Here is a 17,819-nt window from a genome sequence, read left to right as displayed (position 1 = left end):
TGAACCGCGCCGGGTTTGCCGGAGGCTGATTTCAGTTAGTTACGCGGCTCGTGCCTCAGTTTCCAGAGCGGCGTAGAAATTGGCCTCTGCTTCTGCCGGCGGAATGTTCCCGATAGGCTCGAGCAGACGGCGGTTGTTGAACCAGTCCACCCATTCGAGTGTTGCGTATTCCACCGCTTCGAAGTTTCGCCAAGGACCGCGGCGGTGAATGACCTCGGCCTTGAAGAGACCGTTGATCGTTTCGGCCAGCGCGTTGTCATAGCTGTCCCCAACGCTGCCGACAGAGGGCTCGATACCAGCTTCTCCCAACCGCTCTGTGTACTTGATCGACAGGTATTGGCTGCCGCGGTCGGAGTGGTGAACAAGCCCCATCGCCTTTGTCGGCCGCCGCTCGTGAACAGCCTGCTCCAGCGCATCGAGAACGAACCCGGCATGCGCCGAGGTGCTGACACGCCAACCAACGATCTTGCGGGCATAGGCATCGACAACGAAGGCGACATAGGTGAACCCCTTCCAGGTGGCGACATAGGTGAAATCGCTCACCCGGAGCATATTTGGAGCAGGCACCCGGAATTGCCGGTTCACTTTATCCAGCGGGCATGGGGCCTTCTTGTCGGGCACAGTCGTCTTGTGCGGCTTGCCCCGGATGATACCTTGAATACCCATGCTCCTCATCAGCCGGGCGACCGTGCAGCGGGCGACGTCGAAACCTTCCCGTTGCAATTGCCGCCAGACCTTCCGCACGCCATAGACTCGCCAGTTCTCTTCGAAAACCCGCCGGATCTCGGGCCGCAATGCCGCGTCACGCCGGGCACGGTCCGACCACCGGGCCGGATCAGCCCGCTTCGCCAGGTGGTCGTAATACGTGGAAGGGGCAATCGGCAGGACAGTGCAGATCGGCTCGACCCCATACTCCGCGCGATGCATGTCGATAAATGACACCATCACTTCGACCGGCGGTCGAGCTCCGCCATCGCAAAATACGCTGATGCCTTGCGGAGGATCTCGTTCGCCTGGCGCAGCTCGCGGTTCTCCCGCTCCAGCGCCTTCAGTTTGTCGGCCACATCGGTTGGAACGCCCGCCCGCTTGCCGCTGTCGACCTCTGCCTTCTTCACCCACTCATTCAGAGTGTGCGCCGAACAGCCGATCTTCGCGGAGATCGACATGATCGCCTGCCAGCGGGAACTGTGCTGGCCCTGGTTGTCCAGCACCAGGCGCACCGCACGCTCGCGAACCTCAGAAGAATACTTGTTTGTTGTCTTGCTCATTGTGGCTTCATCCTACTCAGGAGTTGAAGCCTCCGGCAAACCCGGTGCGGTTCACAACCGCTTTTGAGCGTTTCTTGGTCTGGAAACCCCGATACTTCAAAGAATTGCGCCAGATAATAACCAAGAAGCTCGGTGCCAAAGGGCGACCGTTGTGACAAGGCAATGTTCTCACAGACGCGCTGCATGTGAACAGGACAACGGCATGGCGGCATGAGCGCGCCAAGCCGTCATGTACTTATTTTTTCAAGTTGGTCCAGATTGTATCATAGACCGCCTGAACCTCTTCATCACAGGCCTCAATGAACACTGCTTGACCTGCACCGTCCTGCGGGTTCGCTTCGGGCAAGGTACGCAACGCTTCGTCCAAGAGCGGGGCAACTCCTTGCACACCTGACGCATATTGGGTCCAATTGGTCAGCTGCGCGGCGTTTTCAGGGACCAGCAGGAAATCCATGAACTTCAATGCGTTTTCCCGGTTTGGTGCGTCTTTCAACAAGACGACATTGTCCATCCACGCGATGTAACCCTGTGTCGGGAATGCATATTCAATATTCGCACCCTCTGCGCGGGCTTTGGCGCTGAACCCATCATAGATCATGCCAGCCGCCGCATCGCCGGACACCAGAACCTCTTTTGCTGTGTCCGAGTTGAACGACACCCAGCTTTCCTTGGCGCTCAGCAACATCGCATTCAAAGCCTTGAGTTCGTCGCGGTCCGTCGTGCACTGTGGGATACCCATATGCAGTGCCGCCATCGCCATGACCTCGCCCTGACTATCAAGCACGTTGATCTTGCCCTGCAATTCGGCTGGCGGGTTAAACAAAATGTCGGTGTTGTTGATGTCGCCTGCAAATACATCGCGGTTCACCGCAAAGCTGGTAGAGCCCCACTGGTAGGGGATCGAATGCTGGCGAGCAGGGTCAAAGCTGGGGTCAGCCCATTCCGCTGAAATGTTGCCCTTGTTGGCCAATTCGCCCTCGGCGATTGTGTCCAGCATTCCGGCGCTCGCCATGATCTTGACCATGTAATCGCCAGGAACCGCGACATCATAGGTGCCCACGCCACCCGCCTTCAACGAAGCCAGCATTGCCTCATTGGAATCGTAGGTGTCCATGACAACTTCGATGCCTGTGTCGGCCGTGAACTTGTCGACCAATTCCTGCGGCATATATTCAAACCAATGATACACGACCACTTTTCCATCGGCGGCAGCGGCAGATGCTACCGTGACAAGTGCAAGTGCCGCGACGCTGGATTTCAGCAGGTTTTTCATTGTTCTCTCCATCTGTTGATTATTTTTTGTTGTCGGTTTTGCTTACGAAGTACGAGATCGTTACGAGAATGACCGAGACGCCAAGCAACATCGTGGAAATTGCCATGATGTTGGGTTTTATGCCCTGCTTCACCGAGCCGAAGATCGCGGTCGGTAGGGTTTCAACCCCTGCGCCTTTGACGAAATTGGTGATGATGAAGTCATCCAATGACACGATAAAAGCGAGCAGATATCCGGAGATTATGCCCGGTATCATCATCGGCAGCAGGATGCGGGTAAAGGCCTGCCGTTTGGTCGCATAAAGGTCTTGCGCGGCCTGTTCATAGCTATCGTCGATGCCCTGCATCCGCGCAGAAATCGGCAGGTAGGCAAAGGGGATACAAAACGCGATATGCGCGATCAGAATTGTCGCATATCCGCGCGTGAAACCGACAGAATTGAAGAAGATCAGCGTCGCAACGGCCAGCACAATTTCGGGCACCATCAGCGGCAGGCTGATCAGGCCGAACGAAACTGTGCGCAGCTTGAACTTGCCGCCCCTGACCATCGCCGTCGCGGCCAGAGTTGCAATCGTCGTGGCAACCGTGGCCGCGATGATGGCGATGGTAAAAGAATTCCACGCCGCGATTTTGAACTTTTGGCTTTCGGGTCCGGCGAACACATCCACGTACCAGCGAAGGCTGACACCTTCCCAGTTGGTGATCGAGTTGCTGTCGTTCAGCGAGTAGACAGTCACCACCGCCAGCGGCGCGTAGAGGATGAAAAGGCACAGGATGGTGATCCCAAAGAAACCGGGAAGGCTTTTGATGTCATATTTTGAACGGCGCATCAGCTGACCTCCTTCTCGGCCTTGGCTTGTTGGCGCGCAAAAATCATCAGGATGATCAGGACCATCGATAGCAGAACCATCGACGCGGCAGCGCCGAAAGGCCAGTTACCAGCATTGCCTTTGAATTGCTCTTCGATCAGAGACCCGATCATGAAATTCTTGGCGCCGCCCAACAGGTCGGGGGCCAGAAACGATCCCATTGATGGAACAAATACTAAGATGCAGCCCGCAATGACGCCGGGTTTGACTGCTGGTAGTAGGATGCGCCTAAGTGTGACCCATTTTGAGGCATAAAGGTCTGCTGCCGCTTCGCTCAGGCTGAAGTTGTAGCGCTCAACGCTGGCGTAGATCGGCAGTACCATGAATGGCAGGTAGGAATAGAATAGCCCCAGTTGAACCGCAAAGTTGGTATTGATGATGGAAATCGGATCATTGATAAGGCCCGTCGCGATCAAGAAATCATTTAACGGGCCAGAGTCACGCAGCATAAATTTCATGGAAACCGTGCGGATCAAGAGGTTGACCCAATAAGGGATCGTAATCAAAAAGACCCACATGGGCCGGGCGCGTTCAGGGCGTGTTGCAATGAAATAAGCGGTTGGAAACCCGATCGCCAAAGCCAGCAAAGTCGCCGCCGCGGCCTGCCAGATCGACCGCCAGAATATTGTAATGTATGTCCACTCGATCTTGGCTGGTTCATCGCCGAACAGACCGCGATCAAAGAAGAACTGATCGTAAGCTGCGGTACTAAATTCCCAAACCACCCCGCCGCGGAATTCCTTGGTCAGAAAGGAATAGACCAACATCATGATGACGGGAATCAAGACGAAAACCCCCAGATACACCCACGCAGGCAGCAACAACCAGTTGCGGGCCTCTTTGTAGGTGTCTGTGGATGCGCTGCCGCCGCTTGCTGCTCCGCCCGCCATCAGTCAACCAGGAGGCGGGCTGCCTCCATCTCCATGTTGACGTAGACTTCGTTGCCAGGCTCAAAAATACGTTTGTTACCACGGTCGGAATTCGAGGTTCGCACGATAAATTTCGGACCGTCATCCAAATCAATCAGGGTCGAAATATCCGTGCCCACGAAAATATTCTCGCGCACGGTGCCTTTTAGGCCCTCGGAATCGGTCGGGCCCTCTGACGTGAATAGGCGCTCAGGGCGGACGGACATATGGACCTTGGCCCCGACGTTGACACCCTCTACCGAGTTGCAGCTTAGCTCATGACCACCACCGAGGTGGCAGGTCGCGCGGCCCGCGTTGATCGCATCAACGGACACCTCAAGCAGGTTCGTCTCTCCGATGAAATCGGCAACAAACATGTTGCGGGGCCGCTCATAGATGTCGCGGGCTTCGCCCAGTTGCTGCAACTCACCCGCGGACATGACCGCTATGCGATCAGACATGGTAAGCGCTTCTTCTTGGTCATGCGTGACAAAGATAAAGGTAATTCCAGTTTCCCGTTGAAGGTGCTTCAGCTCAAGTTGCATGGCCTTGCGCAGCTTCAGATCAAGCGCAGAGAGCGGCTCATCCAGCAGTAAAACTTTGGGCTTGGGGGCTAAGGCCCGCGCCAATGCGACCCGCTGTTGTTGACCGCCGGATAGTTGCGATGGCTTGCGCGCCGCAAATTGAGAGAGCTGAACCAGTTCAAGCATTTCACCGGCCGCTTTGCGCGCTTGGGATTTTGATTGTCCCCGCATTTCGAGTCCAAAAGCCACGTTGTCGAGGATCGTCATCTGCGGAAACAGCGCATAATTCTGAAAGACCGTGTTCACGGGGCGCTTGTTGGGCGGCAGGTCCGCAATCGGATCACCGTATAGGAATATCGCGCCTTCGGTGACGTCCTCAAAACCGGCGATCATGCGCAGCAATGTCGTTTTACCGCAGCCAGAAGGCCCAAGAAGCGTAAAAAACTCGTTGTCGTAGATCGACAATGAGATCGTCTTCAGCGCCGTGAAATCCCCGTATCGCTTTACGGCGGAACGCACATCTATCGCGATTTCCCTGCTTTCGGACATGGCCACTTCCCCATAGAGCTTGATTAAGGAAAGCATACGAATGAGTGCTGAATTCTCTAAGAACTGTGTCTCTTAGCGTTGCTTAGCCTCAGTCTAAGGCTGGCAAATAATTCAGGCTGGCAAGACCAAAGTCTCATCAATTTGAAAACTGGTTTCAGCCGCCCTATGCGCCAGTCAACTGCCCAAGCAGCCGTTCCATCATCTGGTCACACAGTGCAAGTTGATCCAGCGTTACGAATTCGTCCGGTTTATGCCCCTGCCCTTCCATTGAACCTGGCCCGCAAACAACAGTCGGGATGCCCAATGCGTCAAAGAACCCGGCCTCGGTGCCAAAGGCCACTTTGGTCGTGCCATTGGTTTGCGCCAAGCGTTGCGCAAACGCGACGACTTCGGCACCTGGTGGGACGTCCAGACCGGGATAGGCGTTGTAGGGGTCAATCTCGATCGCGGCATCTGGAAAATGCCGCTGGAACGGTGCCAGCGCATTGGATGCGCCGTGCTGTATGCGTTCAAGAATATCCTTCGGAAAATCAGCGGGTAAATGCCTGTATTCAAAGATCATTTCGGCGCTGTCGGGCACGATATTCAGTGCGGACCCACCTGAAAGCTGGCCGACATGAACCGTAGAATAAGGTATGTCATAGGCATCGTCCCGCGCGCCGACCATCGCCAGCGTATCTTGGATCTTGCGCAGTTCAGCAAGAAAATCACCCGCAATATGCAACGCATTCAGGAACTTGGGAGCCAGCGCGGAATGGCCGCCTTGCCCGTGGAAAACGGCACGCAATGCCGCCTTACCCTTGTGGCCAACGGCGACCTGCATTTCAGTCGGCTCGCCCACAAAACACGCACGTGGCGCGCCGATTGTACGCTCCAAATCCCCGATCATATTCTGGATTCCGACGCAGCCAATCTCTTCGTCATAAGACAACGCAATCTTGAGCGGCTCAACCAGCGTTGTGCGCGAGGCACGATCGGCCAGCGCCAACATGCTGGCAAGGTAGCCTTTCATATCCGTGGTGCCGCGCCCGTAGGCACGACCGTTGTTTACATTCAGCCGAAAGGGATCGCGCTTCCAGTCCTGCCCCGTGACCGGAACAACATCAGAATGCGCCGACAACATCACACCCTTACCAACCGGACCAAGCACCGCAAAAAGCCCCGCCTTTTGGCCGCTGGCGTCAGGCACACGATGCACCTGAAACCCGCGATCTGCCAAAAAAGACTGAACATAGTCAATCAGCGCAAGGTTCGAGTTTGCGCTGACCGTATCAAAGCCAATTAAGCGCTCAAGAATGTCCAAAGTCTGTGTCATGCCCTGACCTGTGCCCCTATGGGTTCAATGGCTCAATCCAGCGCCAGCTCCGTGATTTCACGGCGGAACGGTAAAGCATCGCCAATGTCGTCGCCGTCCAGTTCACGCGCATAGCGGTGGCCCGCGTAGGTTGCCCACGCAATGGGACCGGGCGCGTTTGCGTCGCCGATGATCTCGACCGATTTAATGCCGGCATCCGCCCATTCGGCCTCGCGGGCCTTCAGGCCATCGAAAATGGCGTTTTCCTCTTTGCGCGAGGCGACCATAACAACTGCATCACATTCAAACTGCTGGGTGCGATCTGTGTAGACGCAGTTGCTGACCACGTGGCCTGCATGAATTTCGGTGATCCCCCGGTTCAACACGATTTCCACACCAGCATCCACCAGACGTGGATGAATGGCGATCTGTTCGAGGGTGTTGTTGGTCCAATCCGACACATAAGCAGAAGGTGTGATCAAAGTAACATCCGCGCCATTTTTTGCCAAAAGCTCGGCCAGAACGCCGCCCATGTAATAGTGGTCATCATCAAACACGATGACTTTGCCTTGGGGGATCGTGCCATCCATCAGATCGTCCGGTGTATAGATTTTGGCCCCCGCTGCGATGGGCATCGGCACAACGTGTTGCCGCGCAACGCCATCGGCGCGCCATTTCGCACCCGTTGCGATACAAACGTTTTCAAAGCCGAATTCCAGTATGCTGTCGGTGTCCAGCTCGCTTTCAAGATAGATATCGACATTGGCGCGCTGCGAGAGCTGATACTGCCTGTAATCCACCACACGACCCCATGCCGACAGGCCCGGCAACTTGGCTTCGCGCACGACGCGGCCGCCAATTTCGGTCTTGGCCTCGGCCACGGCAACATCATAACCACGGCGACACAGCGCCCATGCGGCCTCAAGCCCAGCAGGCCCGGATCCAACGACCAATACGTTGTTGCTATCGCCCTTGGTGTTCATCTTTTCGGGGTGCCAGCCTTTGCGCCACTCTTCCATGAAGGTCGGATTTTGCGTGCAGCGGCTGATCGACATGGTCATGTCGCCCGTGATGCACATGTTGCAACCGATACACTCGCGGATGTCTTCGATGCGGCCTTCTTCGACCTTTTTGGGCAGGAACGGGTCGGCAATAGAAGGACGCGCGCAGCCGATGAAATCAAGCGTGCCGGTTTTGACCATCTTGGCCATGACGTCGGGGCTGGTGAAGCGCCCGACCCCCACAATCGGCTTGTCCGTCAATTCGTGAATGCCGCGCACCAATTGCTCTTGCGCGCCTTCTTCCTTGAACCGCGACGGGCCTGAGCAATCCTCCCAGGTACCATGGGCCAAGTCCCACAGATCAGGCAGGTCTTTGTTCATCTCGATAAAGTCGCGCACTTCGGCATTGGAAAAGCCAAGATCGCCAATGGTTTCATCAAGGCTGACCCGCAGGGTGATCCCCATCGTATCACCAACAGCGTCCTTGATGTCACCGATGACCTCATTCACGAACCGCGCGCGGTTTTCCAAGCTCCCGCCGTATTCATCGCTGCGCTGATTGGTGGCGCGGCTCAGGAAGTGCTGGAAAATCCCGAAGCCATGCGCACCGTATAGGCAGATCAGGTCAAACCCCGCATCCTTGGATCGCTTCGCCGCATTTACGAACCAACGGCGCAAATCCTTGATGTCGCTTTTATCAAGCGCACGCGCCTGAACGGGATCATTGGTAAAGGTCCGGATCGGCATTGCAGACGGGGCCAGAGGCACCTCTTTGGAATAGAGGTTCGGCCCGTTGATGCCCGAATAGGCCAATTGGATTCCTGCCAAACCGCCATGCGTTTTCATCCGCTCGGACATTTTGCGCAGCATGGGAATGTCTTTGTCTTCCCACAGGCGCAACTCGATAAACGGTGTGATTTCAGATGTGTGGTGCATCTCGCACTGCTCGGTAAAGATCACGCCCCAACCACCTTCAGCTTTGACGCCGCGCATTTCTGCCGCCGCCGAAGGATCGCGATATCCACCGCCGTTACAATGGGGAACCTGATAAAATCGGTTCTTGGCGGTCACCGGGCCGATGGCCATTGGTTCAAACAAGATATCGTAACGTGGATCGCGCAATTTCGCCTCCTCAGATGCTGGTTGGGATCAAGATAGCGTACCCGCAAGAACCCGAAAGACATGCTTGCAAAATCGCAGCTTAGGGAAAGGCTAAGCCGTGGGCATATTCCCTAAACGGCCAGATGGGGAATGGTGCCAGCACTGCGTTGATCTTTGCAATGCTTGACAAAGGCGCGGATCACATTTGCGCGCTCTGCGTCCGTGGGCATCAAAAGACCCATCCGCATGGGCCGCGCGGGCTGTTGCAAAGGAATAAACCGCAACGGTTTTCCATCTGGCGACAGATCATTCAACGGGCGAATATTCGCGATGGAATAGCCGAACCCATTCGCTACAAGGCTGCGCATCACGGCCATATCTTTGGTGCGCTCCGCGATCTGCGGCTTGATACCAAGGCCCGCAAAGAACGACAGAAAGTATTCAGAGCTGAACGGCAAATCCAGAAGAACCATGGGGTGCTGAACCAGCTCGACCGGGGAAACCGACCTGTTCTCGGCCAAGGGATGATCCGGCGCAACCATGACGTAAGGGGGCAATTCGAGCAGCCCTTCGAACACCAAATCCGCTGGCAAATCGAGGTCATAGGTCAGAGCCACATCAATCTCTGCACGGCGCAATGCACTGAATATCTCGGCTTGGTTCAGTTCGACCTGCCGCACCCGCACCTCTGAAAACTCAAGCTCGAAACTGCGCCTGACCGACGGCAATACAACCTGTGCAAAGGTCACCAAACACCCGATGTTCAAGGGACCACGCACGGTTCCCGAAATGTCGCCTGCCAAATCAACAAGCAAATCCGATTCCTGCAAGATATGCGTTGCCTGTTCCATCATACGCCGGCCCGCCTGCGTCAACGACAGTCCCTGCGCGTGCTGACGCACAAACAGGGGGAGGCCGAATTCTTTTTCCAGCTGGGTGATCGCTGCGGAGATCGACGGCGACGATACGTTCACTTGTTCAGCGGCTTGCGCAATCGATCCCAACTCGCCAACGGCAACAAAATACTCAAGTTGTCGCAATGTGAACCGCAGCGGCATGTCAGCTTTCCCTTCCGCTGTGGCCTAAATCAGGTTTGATACTTTATCCATGTTGTCTTGAGTGCGCTGTATTTGTCCAGTGAATGCAACGACAAATCGCGACCGAAACCCGACTGTTTCATACCGCCAAAGGGCGTCATTGCCGACAATGCGTCGACCGTGTTAACCGACACGGTGCCCGCCATTAAACCGTCCGACACCCGCAAGGCCCTGCTTAGGTTGTCCGTCCACACCGACGCTGCCAGGCCGTAAATGCTGTCATTTGCCATGCGCACCGCGTCCGCCTCATCTTCGAATGGGATGACCGACAAGACCGGGCCAAATATCTCGTCACGCGCCAAGGGATCGTCATGCGACACGTCATCAAAGATCGTTGGCTGCACGAACGACCCTTTTCCATTCACCGCCACCTGCTGACCGCCGGTTACCAGATTGGCCGTCTTCTTGCCCTCTTCGACAAAGCGCATGATGCCTTCGGTCTGCGCCTTGTCGACGATCGCCCCCATCTTTGAAGACGGATCAAGCGGATCCCCCGGCTGCATCCCCTGTGCACGCGCGATCAGTTTCTCAACAAACTCATCCTTGATAGATCGTTCAACATATAGTCTCGAATTAGCCGAGCATACTTCGCCTTGATTAAAGAATATCCCAAAAGCCGCCATGTCAGCCGCTGCATCAAGGTTTTCACAATCGGCAAACACAAGATTTGGGCTTTTGCCGCCGGTTTCGGGCCAGACTTGTTTCAGGTTGGATTGACCAGAATATTGCATGAAGACCTTGCCGATCGCGGTAGAGCCCGTAAAGGCGAGGCAATCCACATCCATATGCAATCCCAGTGCCTTACCTGCCGTAGCGCCATATCCCGGCAGCACATTCAGGACCCCGTCAGGCAGTCCCGCCTCAGACGCAAGTTCTGCCAGCCGCAACGCAGAAAGCGGTGATTGTTCCGCCGGTTTCAAAATGACAGAATTACCAGCAGCAAGTGCGGCTGCGGATTTCCATGTAGCCATATCCAGTGGGAAATTCCAGGGCGTCACCGCTCCCACAACGCCTAACGGGACACGACGCACCAAGGCCAGATCACCGGGGCCGGTTGGGGCAACTTCGTCATAAATCTTGTCGATGGCTTCGGCATACCACTGAAAAAAATTGGCCGACCCCGGCGCGTCGACCGTCACGGCATCAGTAATCAGCTTGCCCATGTCCAAACTGTCGAGCAGCGCCATTTCCTCAAGATTTTCACGGATCAAATCGGCCAATTTCAGCATAACCGCCTTGCGATGCCCGGGCTCCGCCCGTGACCAGCTGCCCGCCTCAAAAGCCTTGCGTGCTGCCTTTACCGCACGGTCGACATCTTCGGCATCACATTCTGCAACGTCCGCCAAAACGGCGTCAGTCGCGGGGTTGACGCTTTGAAAGGTTTTGCCGGACGCGGCATCAACGAACTTTCCGTCAATGAATGCCTGATTACGAAATTGCAGGGCCGCCGCACGGGATTTCCAATCGTCGAATGTGTGATCAAGCATGTCTGAACTTTCTTTCTATGCGTCGCCGGGCACGCCGTAGGACGGCGCTTCGCGCGGGTCCAACGCCCGCTGGATGTAAGCGTCGAGCTGGGGCTTATAGACCTCCCAGGCCGTCGCGATATTTTCGATGGGGCATTCCTCGGTCCAATCACACCGCAAATCGGCAACCGGCCAGCTGACCTTATCGACGATCTTCATGCCTGCGGAATGGATCGGCCCAGCTTCGCCCCCCGCTGCCAGTCCCGCACGCATCGCGGCGATCAACCGATCGCCAATGTGGCCCTTGGCCGCCACAAAACCGTCAACGATGGCCTGCGGGACAGTATCATTGGCCAGCAAATTGCCCCCTGAGGCCACATCCAAGCCGCTGGCTTGCGTCCAGATGCCCAGCGAATTGGGACCGGAATGAATTGCTGTGGAGCCATCTTTGTCGATGGCAATCACTTGCCGGTATTCGGTGAAGTTGCTGACGCGAATGACTTCATCAACAGCGTCGCGCGCCGACATGCCGCGCTGCATCAGATCCAGCGTCGCTGGCCCCAATGACGGGTCCGTCACGTTCTGGGAAGCAACGGTACCAACCCCGGCACGCGCAAACGAACAACGCGCCGCAACAGCGGGCGACGACGACGATATTGCCAAACCGAACATTCCAGTTTCGGCACAACGGGCGACCAATGAAAATGTCATGCGCTTAATCCGGAATGACGGCGGTGCCGTCGATTTCAACCAGCCAATCAGGACGCGCCAAGGCCTGTACCACCAACCCCGTCGAAACTGGATGCACCCCTTTGATGTATTCGCCCATCGTGCGGTACACGGCCTCGCGGTAACGCACGTCGGTAATATAGACCACGACCTTGACCAGATGCTCCATCTGTCCGCCCGCCTCTTCGATCAGCTGCTTGATGTTTTGCATCACTTTATGCGTCTGTTCGACTGGATCATGGCTTTCGATGTTCTTCGCATCATCAAGGTTCTGCGGGCACTGGCCGCGAAGATAGACGGTGCTGCCACCCCGCGTCACCACGGCCTGACACAGGTCATTGTCGAGGTTCTGTTCGGGATAGGTATCGGATGTGTTGAATTTGCGGATGCGGGTATGGGCCATTTGAGTGCTGTCCGATCTATTGCTGTGAATTCGGTGTGGCGGCGGCCACCTGTGATGTCATGCGGTCTGGGATTGCTTTGCAATCGTGGTATTGTGGTAATCCAAATATTTACGCTGGGTATGAATATGATCCGCAAGGTGCTTTGCGTCATGCCACACCCCCCAGATAAACGACGACCCACGGCGCGACTGCCAGGGCAGCCCCAGAAAAAAGACATTCGGCTCGACCGATACACCGCGTTGGTGCTTGGGCGCGCCCTGCTCGTCGAACGCATCAACTTTGAGCCAACTATAATCGCGCGCAAACCCTGTTGCCCAAATGACTGTCGTGACACCGGCGGCGGCAAGATCCAGCTCTGCCAGCGGATTGGTCATGCAATCAGGATCATCCATGAAAACCCGCGCCTCTGGCTCGGGCGGCAGATCGATGCCGGTGCGTTCGATATAGGCGTCCGCCGCATCCAGCATCCCGAGGTAATTCGCGTCCCCATTCGCGACGTTTTCAACAAGATCAGGCGCAAACTTCACCATGCCATCCGCAAAGCTTTCGGTCCGACCCACGAGGGTCATGCCACCTGCTGCGAGCTTTCGGAAATCGACAGTCTCGCCACCCTTGGCTCCGCTCACGGAAATCGTCACATGCTCAGTTCCCGGTGCCATGGCAGACACATCCCACAGGCCCAGAACCCCAAGCCACCAGCAGAAGTCGCGCCCACGATAGGACCGTGGTGGCCGGTCATGCGGGCCCACAGACAAATAGACCTTGCGACCAGCTTCCATCAGCTCGCGCGCAATTTGCCCACCAGAAGAGCCCGCCCCCACGACCATCACCGCGCCCTCGGCCAGTTGGTCAGGGTTGCGATAGTCGTAGGAATGCATCTGAACCACGTCGACATCTTGAGGAATGACGGGCGGGATAACCGGTTTTTGGAAAGCGCCGGTCGCACAGACAATATTCTCTGCCTCGATCACCCCTGCCGAAGTCTCGACACGAAACCCGCCTGCCCCGGCAATGCGTTCCGCTTTGGTCACCTCGACGCCCGCGCGTGTCGGCGCGTTGATCATATCGGCGTAATCGACCAAATAATCTGCAACGGCCTCTTTAGCGGGAAACCCGTCAGGGTCTACGCCCTTGAATTCCATCCCCGGAAATCGATCGTGCCAAGCAGGGCCATTGGCAACAAGGTTATCCCAACGCCCCGTGCGCCACTGCTCAGCGATACGGTTCTTTTCAAGGACAAGGTGGGGAATGCCAGCTTTGCTCAGGTGCTCGCTCATGGCGATGCCAGCCTGACCACCACCTACAACAAGAGTGTTTATTTTTTCGACCGGCATGTCCGCATCCTCTCCAAATGGCCTGACATACGCAGAGAACAGTTTTGCTGGCGGGGCACCCACCGGCGAAGAAGCCCTGTGACCGCCCCTCAAACAAACTCAATGGTCCTGCGCATCAGTTTGCCTGAAGATTTCATTTAATCAGCTGACTTGAAACAAACGTATATCTCACCGTGGGTTCGGCTTTGCCTAAGCTATCGGAAGTACTATGGGGTCCCGTAGAGATCGGGAAGTTTTTTCCCTTCTCCTTTGGTGTGGGAAACTCATCAAGAAACCTCCAGACGCATAGCCTCATCATTAGTATTGGAAAGATGTTTCCACTGGTTAGAATACTGTAAGCCCCATTATGTTAAGTAGACAGATCCAGCGCGAGAACGCTGGCTGGATAGAAGTCCACACCAATCTCAGCTTTGGTCAAAGCAGGCCGAATACCTCGACGCTTCAACTGACCGACGATCTCTCTTACCTGAAGACCATGCTGCTCGGCGAACCGCGCCGGATGAATGAAGTTGCGCTTGAAATCGGCAACGACCTCCTGGTTGAGCCTTGGGATGCGGTGGGCATCATCCGGTCCAGCGATCCAGTCAACGGCCAAGCTCAGCTCCTCGGGAAAGCGGTCGACCAAACGCCACCCAACGTCCTTCGGAATTTTAAGCGCACCAAAGGCGGCCATTGGAGAGAGCCCCTCTGTACAGATTTTTGCATGCCGCTTAACTTCTACCGGATCGACCCGGAGTGCACTTACGCCGTCCTGACCAGCCAGGTGAAAGACGCTTCCAAGAAATCCCCCGAGAACCATATGCACCACGGTCACGGCCGGCACTTTGGCCTTCTCCGCGGCCTTCGAGATCGAGACCAGCTCATCGGTTTCGGCATCCAGTTTGACCGCTCTTGCGTGCAGCTTGCCAACCAGCATGGCAATCTCCTCGCAATCTACGGCCTTCTGGGTGTGCCCCTTGGTTCCCGGCCTCCCGTAGCAGATGGGAGTGATCAGCCGCTCTTCAAAAAGCTGATCGATCAGCGGGCGTGCACAACCCAACGCTTTGGGCAATGAGACCACATGAACTGTTCGCTTAACGCGACCGGCAACCTCACGCCCCTCATGAACCGGGATAGGATAATGGGCCGGCGCATTTTGCGGTATGATTTCTGCCGCAACCAGCACATCGCGCAGGGTTCGAGAGTCGAGATCCTGCTCTATCGCCAGCGAGGCCACGGTGTGCAAGCGGCGCTCCGTTAACTTGTCCCCCAAAACCTCTTTCCCGGCGGGTAGCGCAATGTTCTCTGTAATGATCTTGCGCAGAATGCGCGCGATATCTCCTGGATCCTTGTCGGATTTAGAATAGGCCAGCGCTTCATAAAAGCGACCGAAAATTTTGCGCGGCCCGGGGGTGCCGGTTGTGGCGTCAAATTTCCGAATTTGCGCCATCAGCGCCTCTTGGATCCCTTCCTCGCCGCGGGACGTGAACCCAAAACCGATATGTCCAGCATGATCCCAGTCATCCGCCGTCAGCTCCGGCAACTTCTGCTCAGGTCCGAGTTCGAGAAGTACCCCCAAAAGCTCTGTCGCTCTGACTGCCTGCTCCAGTGACTGCGCATCCAGCCACTCGGGACCAGCCTGTCCATTAAGACGGTTGACGGCATATTCCTGCAGCGGCGAGACTGGGCGCCGCTTTGCTTCGGCAACCAAAGCTTGAAGTTGTTCACCACGCTCGGGAACACGGCGCTCAAGCTCGTGAAACGGATCGGTCCATTTGCGCTTGGCCCGGCGCGTCAGCGAAATTTCATGACGAGGGCAAGTCCTAACAACTGACAAGGTCCATAGCCAGCGACCGCGGCGCCCAGCCTCTTCGTCATCCTCGGCAAGGCATGCCGCGCAAAATATGGTATGAGGGTTTGCCAAAAACTCTGCGGTGACCAGCTCACCGCGAAGATCGTAGCGACGTTCCCCAACCGGAATGGCGACATTAGCGTGCAGTTCATCGAACGTAACGCCGGAGATCTCAGCCAACCGTGCAATGGCGCCTTCTTTATTGGCGGCCATGTCCTGCGACTTGATCCCAATATCTTTTAGGAATGCGATGACCTCATCTCCGATATGAAACTTCGCCAATCGGCTTGCGTATGAGAGCGGGCTTTCATCGAGAATGAATGGCAGATTGGGCAAGAGCATCAATACGCTCCTCCGGCGGAGAACTTGGCCTCACTTAAATCGATCTTGGCCCAGTGGCGTGCCAGAAAGACGTTCTGGCCTACGCCACAGCCTTCTTGCATGCCCCAGCTCTCCGCAAAATGTTGCAGGGTCAATTCATCGGCATCATCCAGTGCCGCCGCTTCGAGCGCCGCAAGGATGTTCTCCATGCAGCGACCGAAGCGGTTGCGGCTGGCGTGGACCAACCGGTCCACAAGGTCCGCCTCAGAGGGCGGCCGCATGCCAGCAGCAGTACAAAAATTGGCGATGACACCACCCAGCGCTTTGCGATCGGAATGCGGCGATACATCTGCCAACGGCATCCGCCAGTAGCGGCGCGTCACCTGGGCATCACAGGATGCTATCTGCCAGAGGCTCTCGATGCCACTCAACACGACACTGACAGCTCCGTCGCCCTGCATCAGGTTGCGGACCGTTTTCAGGAACACGTCGATCTTGAACCTGCTGCCGGCACCAAAAAGATCATGCGCCTCGTCGATCCAAAGGATCGCCGTGCCCCGCAGTTTGAAGTGGTGCCGAACTTTACGCATGAGGTCATCTTCGGTGACGGAGTTCGAACGCGAAACCGGATATCCGCTTGCGCTCAGGATCTCAATGGCGAGGCTTTTGGCTGTCGCCGGGCTGGGCACGCGAACCCCGACCCAAGGTTGATGGACCGCATCGCGCGGCTGAAGCGCAGGATGGTTTTTGAGACCGTGGTAGACCAGAGAGGTTTTCCCGCCGCCAGCGGGCTCCACCACGGCGATACCACGGGCATCGCCATCCTTGGTGTAGAGCCGCGGCGCTGCGATCAGGTTGCCATGCTCATCGCGTTGTAAAAGCCGATCCAGATAGCTGCGGAACTGAACGTCCCGCGGCGTCGAGATATGCTTTTCCCGCAGCCGATCGACGGCTGCGAGTTTAGCGTTACTGGGTGAGATTGTCGTGTTCATGTTTATTTATCCTCCATGGACCAATCGCTGCTGTTGTCAGCCCCGTCGGCATCATCCTCCGTCTGAGAATCCGAAAATTGGATCGGACGAGGGTCGCCGGAAGAAGTTTCCGCAACGTCATCCCGGCAATTGGGTTCTGAGGTTCCCGAAGTTGTTGATCCGGACGTCGGAAGGCTCGTTCCCCAGTTGCCTCGGTCCTCATCATAGGGGCTCTTTGGCTCCGTCTCGGAGGTCGTGAAACCGATGAACAGGCGGTCTTCCTCGTATTCCACGCGTTTTTCGGACCAGTCCTCCATGGTGAGGCCGACACGTGTCATGGCGGCGCTATTGGTTTCCTTGATGTAGTCGAGCGCTTGGCGCACAACAGCAAAGTTGACCTCGGCAGCCTGCGCGTTCTGCGCTCGAATTTCCGCAGCGGCGTTGATCCATTCCTGTGCCGAAACACCCTGATATCGATCAAAGACCGCAGGTATCTCATACCACCGCCCATTCAATTCGACCCAGATCGCGCCGATGTCCTCAGGATACCACCGGATTGCGACCTTGCGATCCTCCGACTTGGTCATGCAGCGTGCCAGAACCTCTGAGTGGTAGCGGATGCCCAGGATGGTAACCCCGTGCTTGGTTGCAGTACGTTCCCGCTCTTGGCCGAAAATCAGGCGCCGACGCCCAAGGTCAGGCGGGGGTTGGACCCCGAATTTCTCTACCAGCCGGTTCCAGCAATCCAGCGGCTGGAACGCCCCCACTGAAGTGGTCCACCTTTTGGGATAGAATTATCCCGTTTTCAGGAGGACGACGAGATGGCCGGCAAGCGAGAGAAGCCCGAAGATATCGTGCTGAAGCTGCGACAAGTTGAAGT

The 17,819-nt window shown here is 56.4% G+C and carries 15 protein-coding genes and 1 other annotated feature; all 15 genes read right to left on the bottom strand.

What is annotated here, in order from left to right:
- Positions 1 to 39: 39 nt before the first annotated feature.
- Positions 40 to 1,268 (bottom strand): IS3 family transposase gene (locus AC0IPL_RS21755; protein ID WP_474274872.1). Its coding sequence is split into 2 segments (ribosomal slippage): positions 40 to 980 and positions 980 to 1,268, totalling 1,230 coding nucleotides; the frame shifts between segments, so codons are not numbered across the junction.
- Positions 871 to 987, bottom strand: a sequence feature (AL1L pseudoknot). Its footprint overlaps the gene before it by 117 nt.
- Before the next feature lie 235 nt (positions 1,269 to 1,503).
- Positions 1,504 to 2,541: an extracellular solute-binding protein gene (locus AC0IPL_RS21750; protein WP_474277326.1), complete on the bottom strand. Its 1,038-nt coding sequence runs from the start codon at positions 2,539 to 2,541 to the stop codon at positions 1,504 to 1,506.
- 19 nt (positions 2,542 to 2,560) lie between these two features.
- The gene (locus AC0IPL_RS21745) at positions 2,561 to 3,370 is read right to left on the bottom strand and encodes an ABC transporter permease (protein WP_474277323.1); all 810 of its coding nucleotides are present in this window, start codon (positions 3,368 to 3,370) and stop codon (positions 2,561 to 2,563) included.
- Positions 3,370 to 4,299: an ABC transporter permease gene (locus AC0IPL_RS21740; protein WP_474277320.1), complete on the bottom strand. Its 930-nt coding sequence runs from the start codon at positions 4,297 to 4,299 to the stop codon at positions 3,370 to 3,372. The genes AC0IPL_RS21745 and AC0IPL_RS21740 overlap by 1 nt, the downstream gene beginning before the upstream one ends.
- Positions 4,299 to 5,390, bottom strand: coding sequence for an ABC transporter ATP-binding protein (locus AC0IPL_RS21735; protein ID WP_474277317.1), 1,092 nt, complete (start codon positions 5,388 to 5,390; stop codon positions 4,299 to 4,301). Before AC0IPL_RS21735 ends, AC0IPL_RS21740 begins: the two co-directional genes overlap by 1 nt.
- A gap of 163 nt (positions 5,391 to 5,553) precedes the next feature.
- Positions 5,554 to 6,705 carry an acetylornithine deacetylase gene (gene argE / locus AC0IPL_RS21730; protein ID WP_474277314.1) on the bottom strand — a complete coding sequence of 384 codons (1,152 nt, stop codon included), beginning with the start codon at positions 6,703 to 6,705 and terminating at the stop codon, positions 5,554 to 5,556.
- A 32-nt stretch (positions 6,706 to 6,737) separates the two neighbouring features.
- Positions 6,738 to 8,807, bottom strand: a complete 2,070-nt coding sequence (locus AC0IPL_RS21725) for an oxidoreductase (RefSeq protein WP_474277311.1) — start codon at positions 8,805 to 8,807, stop codon at positions 6,738 to 6,740.
- Between the two features lie 110 nt (positions 8,808 to 8,917).
- The gene (locus AC0IPL_RS21720) at positions 8,918 to 9,844 is read right to left on the bottom strand and encodes a LysR family transcriptional regulator (RefSeq protein ID WP_474277309.1); all 927 of its coding nucleotides are present in this window, start codon (positions 9,842 to 9,844) and stop codon (positions 8,918 to 8,920) included.
- Between the two features lie 29 nt (positions 9,845 to 9,873).
- Positions 9,874 to 11,370, bottom strand: a complete 1,497-nt coding sequence (locus AC0IPL_RS21715) for an aldehyde dehydrogenase (RefSeq protein ID WP_474277306.1) — start codon at positions 11,368 to 11,370, stop codon at positions 9,874 to 9,876.
- Positions 11,371 to 11,385: 15 nt separating this feature from the next.
- A complete protein-coding gene (locus AC0IPL_RS21710; RefSeq protein ID WP_474277329.1) occupies positions 11,386 to 12,060 on the bottom strand; it encodes a DUF1028 domain-containing protein in 675 nt (224 codons plus the stop codon).
- Positions 12,061 to 12,064: 4 nt separating this feature from the next.
- Positions 12,065 to 12,481, bottom strand: coding sequence for a RidA family protein (locus AC0IPL_RS21705; protein WP_474277303.1), 417 nt, complete (start codon positions 12,479 to 12,481; stop codon positions 12,065 to 12,067).
- A 57-nt stretch (positions 12,482 to 12,538) separates the two neighbouring features.
- Positions 12,539 to 13,816, bottom strand: coding sequence for a flavin-containing monooxygenase (locus tag AC0IPL_RS21700; RefSeq protein WP_474277300.1), 1,278 nt, complete (start codon positions 13,814 to 13,816; stop codon positions 12,539 to 12,541).
- Between the two features lie 349 nt (positions 13,817 to 14,165).
- Complete coding sequence (locus AC0IPL_RS21695; RefSeq protein WP_474277297.1) at positions 14,166 to 15,989, bottom strand: TniQ family protein; 1,824 nt, start codon at positions 15,987 to 15,989, stop codon at positions 14,166 to 14,168.
- On the bottom strand, positions 15,989 to 16,960 hold the full coding sequence (locus AC0IPL_RS21690; protein WP_474277294.1) for a TniB family NTP-binding protein: 972 nt from the start codon (positions 16,958 to 16,960) through the stop codon (positions 15,989 to 15,991). Before AC0IPL_RS21690 ends, AC0IPL_RS21695 begins: the two co-directional genes overlap by 1 nt.
- A gap of 2 nt (positions 16,961 to 16,962) precedes the next feature.
- On the bottom strand, positions 16,963 to 17,706 hold the full coding sequence (locus AC0IPL_RS21685; RefSeq protein WP_474277291.1) for a Mu transposase C-terminal domain-containing protein: 744 nt from the start codon (positions 17,704 to 17,706) through the stop codon (positions 16,963 to 16,965).
- Between the last annotated feature and the right edge of the window lie 113 nt (positions 17,707 to 17,819).

It is taken from the genome of Leisingera sp. SA32, from assembly GCF_056033425.1.
This window is presented reverse-complemented; position numbering and strand designations above follow the sequence as displayed.

Bases quoted from the DNA above. Each gene is read 5' to 3' on its own strand.
- AC0IPL_RS21750 (WP_474277326.1), bottom strand. From the start codon at position 2,541: ATGAAAAACCTGCTGAAATCCAGCGTCGCGGCACTTGCACTTGTCACG.
- AC0IPL_RS21745 (WP_474277323.1), bottom strand. From the start codon at position 3,370: ATGCGCCGTTCAAAATATGACATCAAAAGCCTTCCCGGTTTCTTTGGG.
- AC0IPL_RS21740 (WP_474277320.1), bottom strand. From the start codon at position 4,299: ATGGCGGGCGGAGCAGCAAGCGGCGGCAGCGCATCCACAGACACCTAC.
- AC0IPL_RS21735 (WP_474277317.1), bottom strand. From the start codon at position 5,390: ATGTCCGAAAGCAGGGAAATCGCGATAGATGTGCGTTCCGCCGTAAAG.
- argE (WP_474277314.1), bottom strand. From the start codon at position 6,705: ATGACACAGACTTTGGACATTCTTGAGCGCTTAATTGGCTTTGATACG.
- AC0IPL_RS21720 (WP_474277309.1), bottom strand. From the start codon at position 9,844: ATGCCGCTGCGGTTCACATTGCGACAACTTGAGTATTTTGTTGCCGTT.
- AC0IPL_RS21715 (WP_474277306.1), bottom strand. From the start codon at position 11,370: ATGCTTGATCACACATTCGACGATTGGAAATCCCGTGCGGCGGCCCTG.
- AC0IPL_RS21710 (WP_474277329.1), bottom strand. From the start codon at position 12,060: ATGACATTTTCATTGGTCGCCCGTTGTGCCGAAACTGGAATGTTCGGT.
- AC0IPL_RS21705 (WP_474277303.1), bottom strand. From the start codon at position 12,481: ATGGCCCATACCCGCATCCGCAAATTCAACACATCCGATACCTATCCC.
- AC0IPL_RS21700 (WP_474277300.1), bottom strand. From the start codon at position 13,816: ATGCCGGTCGAAAAAATAAACACTCTTGTTGTAGGTGGTGGTCAGGCT.
- AC0IPL_RS21695 (WP_474277297.1), bottom strand. From the start codon at position 15,989: ATGCTCTTGCCCAATCTGCCATTCATTCTCGATGAAAGCCCGCTCTCA.
- AC0IPL_RS21690 (WP_474277294.1), bottom strand. From the start codon at position 16,960: ATGAACACGACAATCTCACCCAGTAACGCTAAACTCGCAGCCGTCGAT.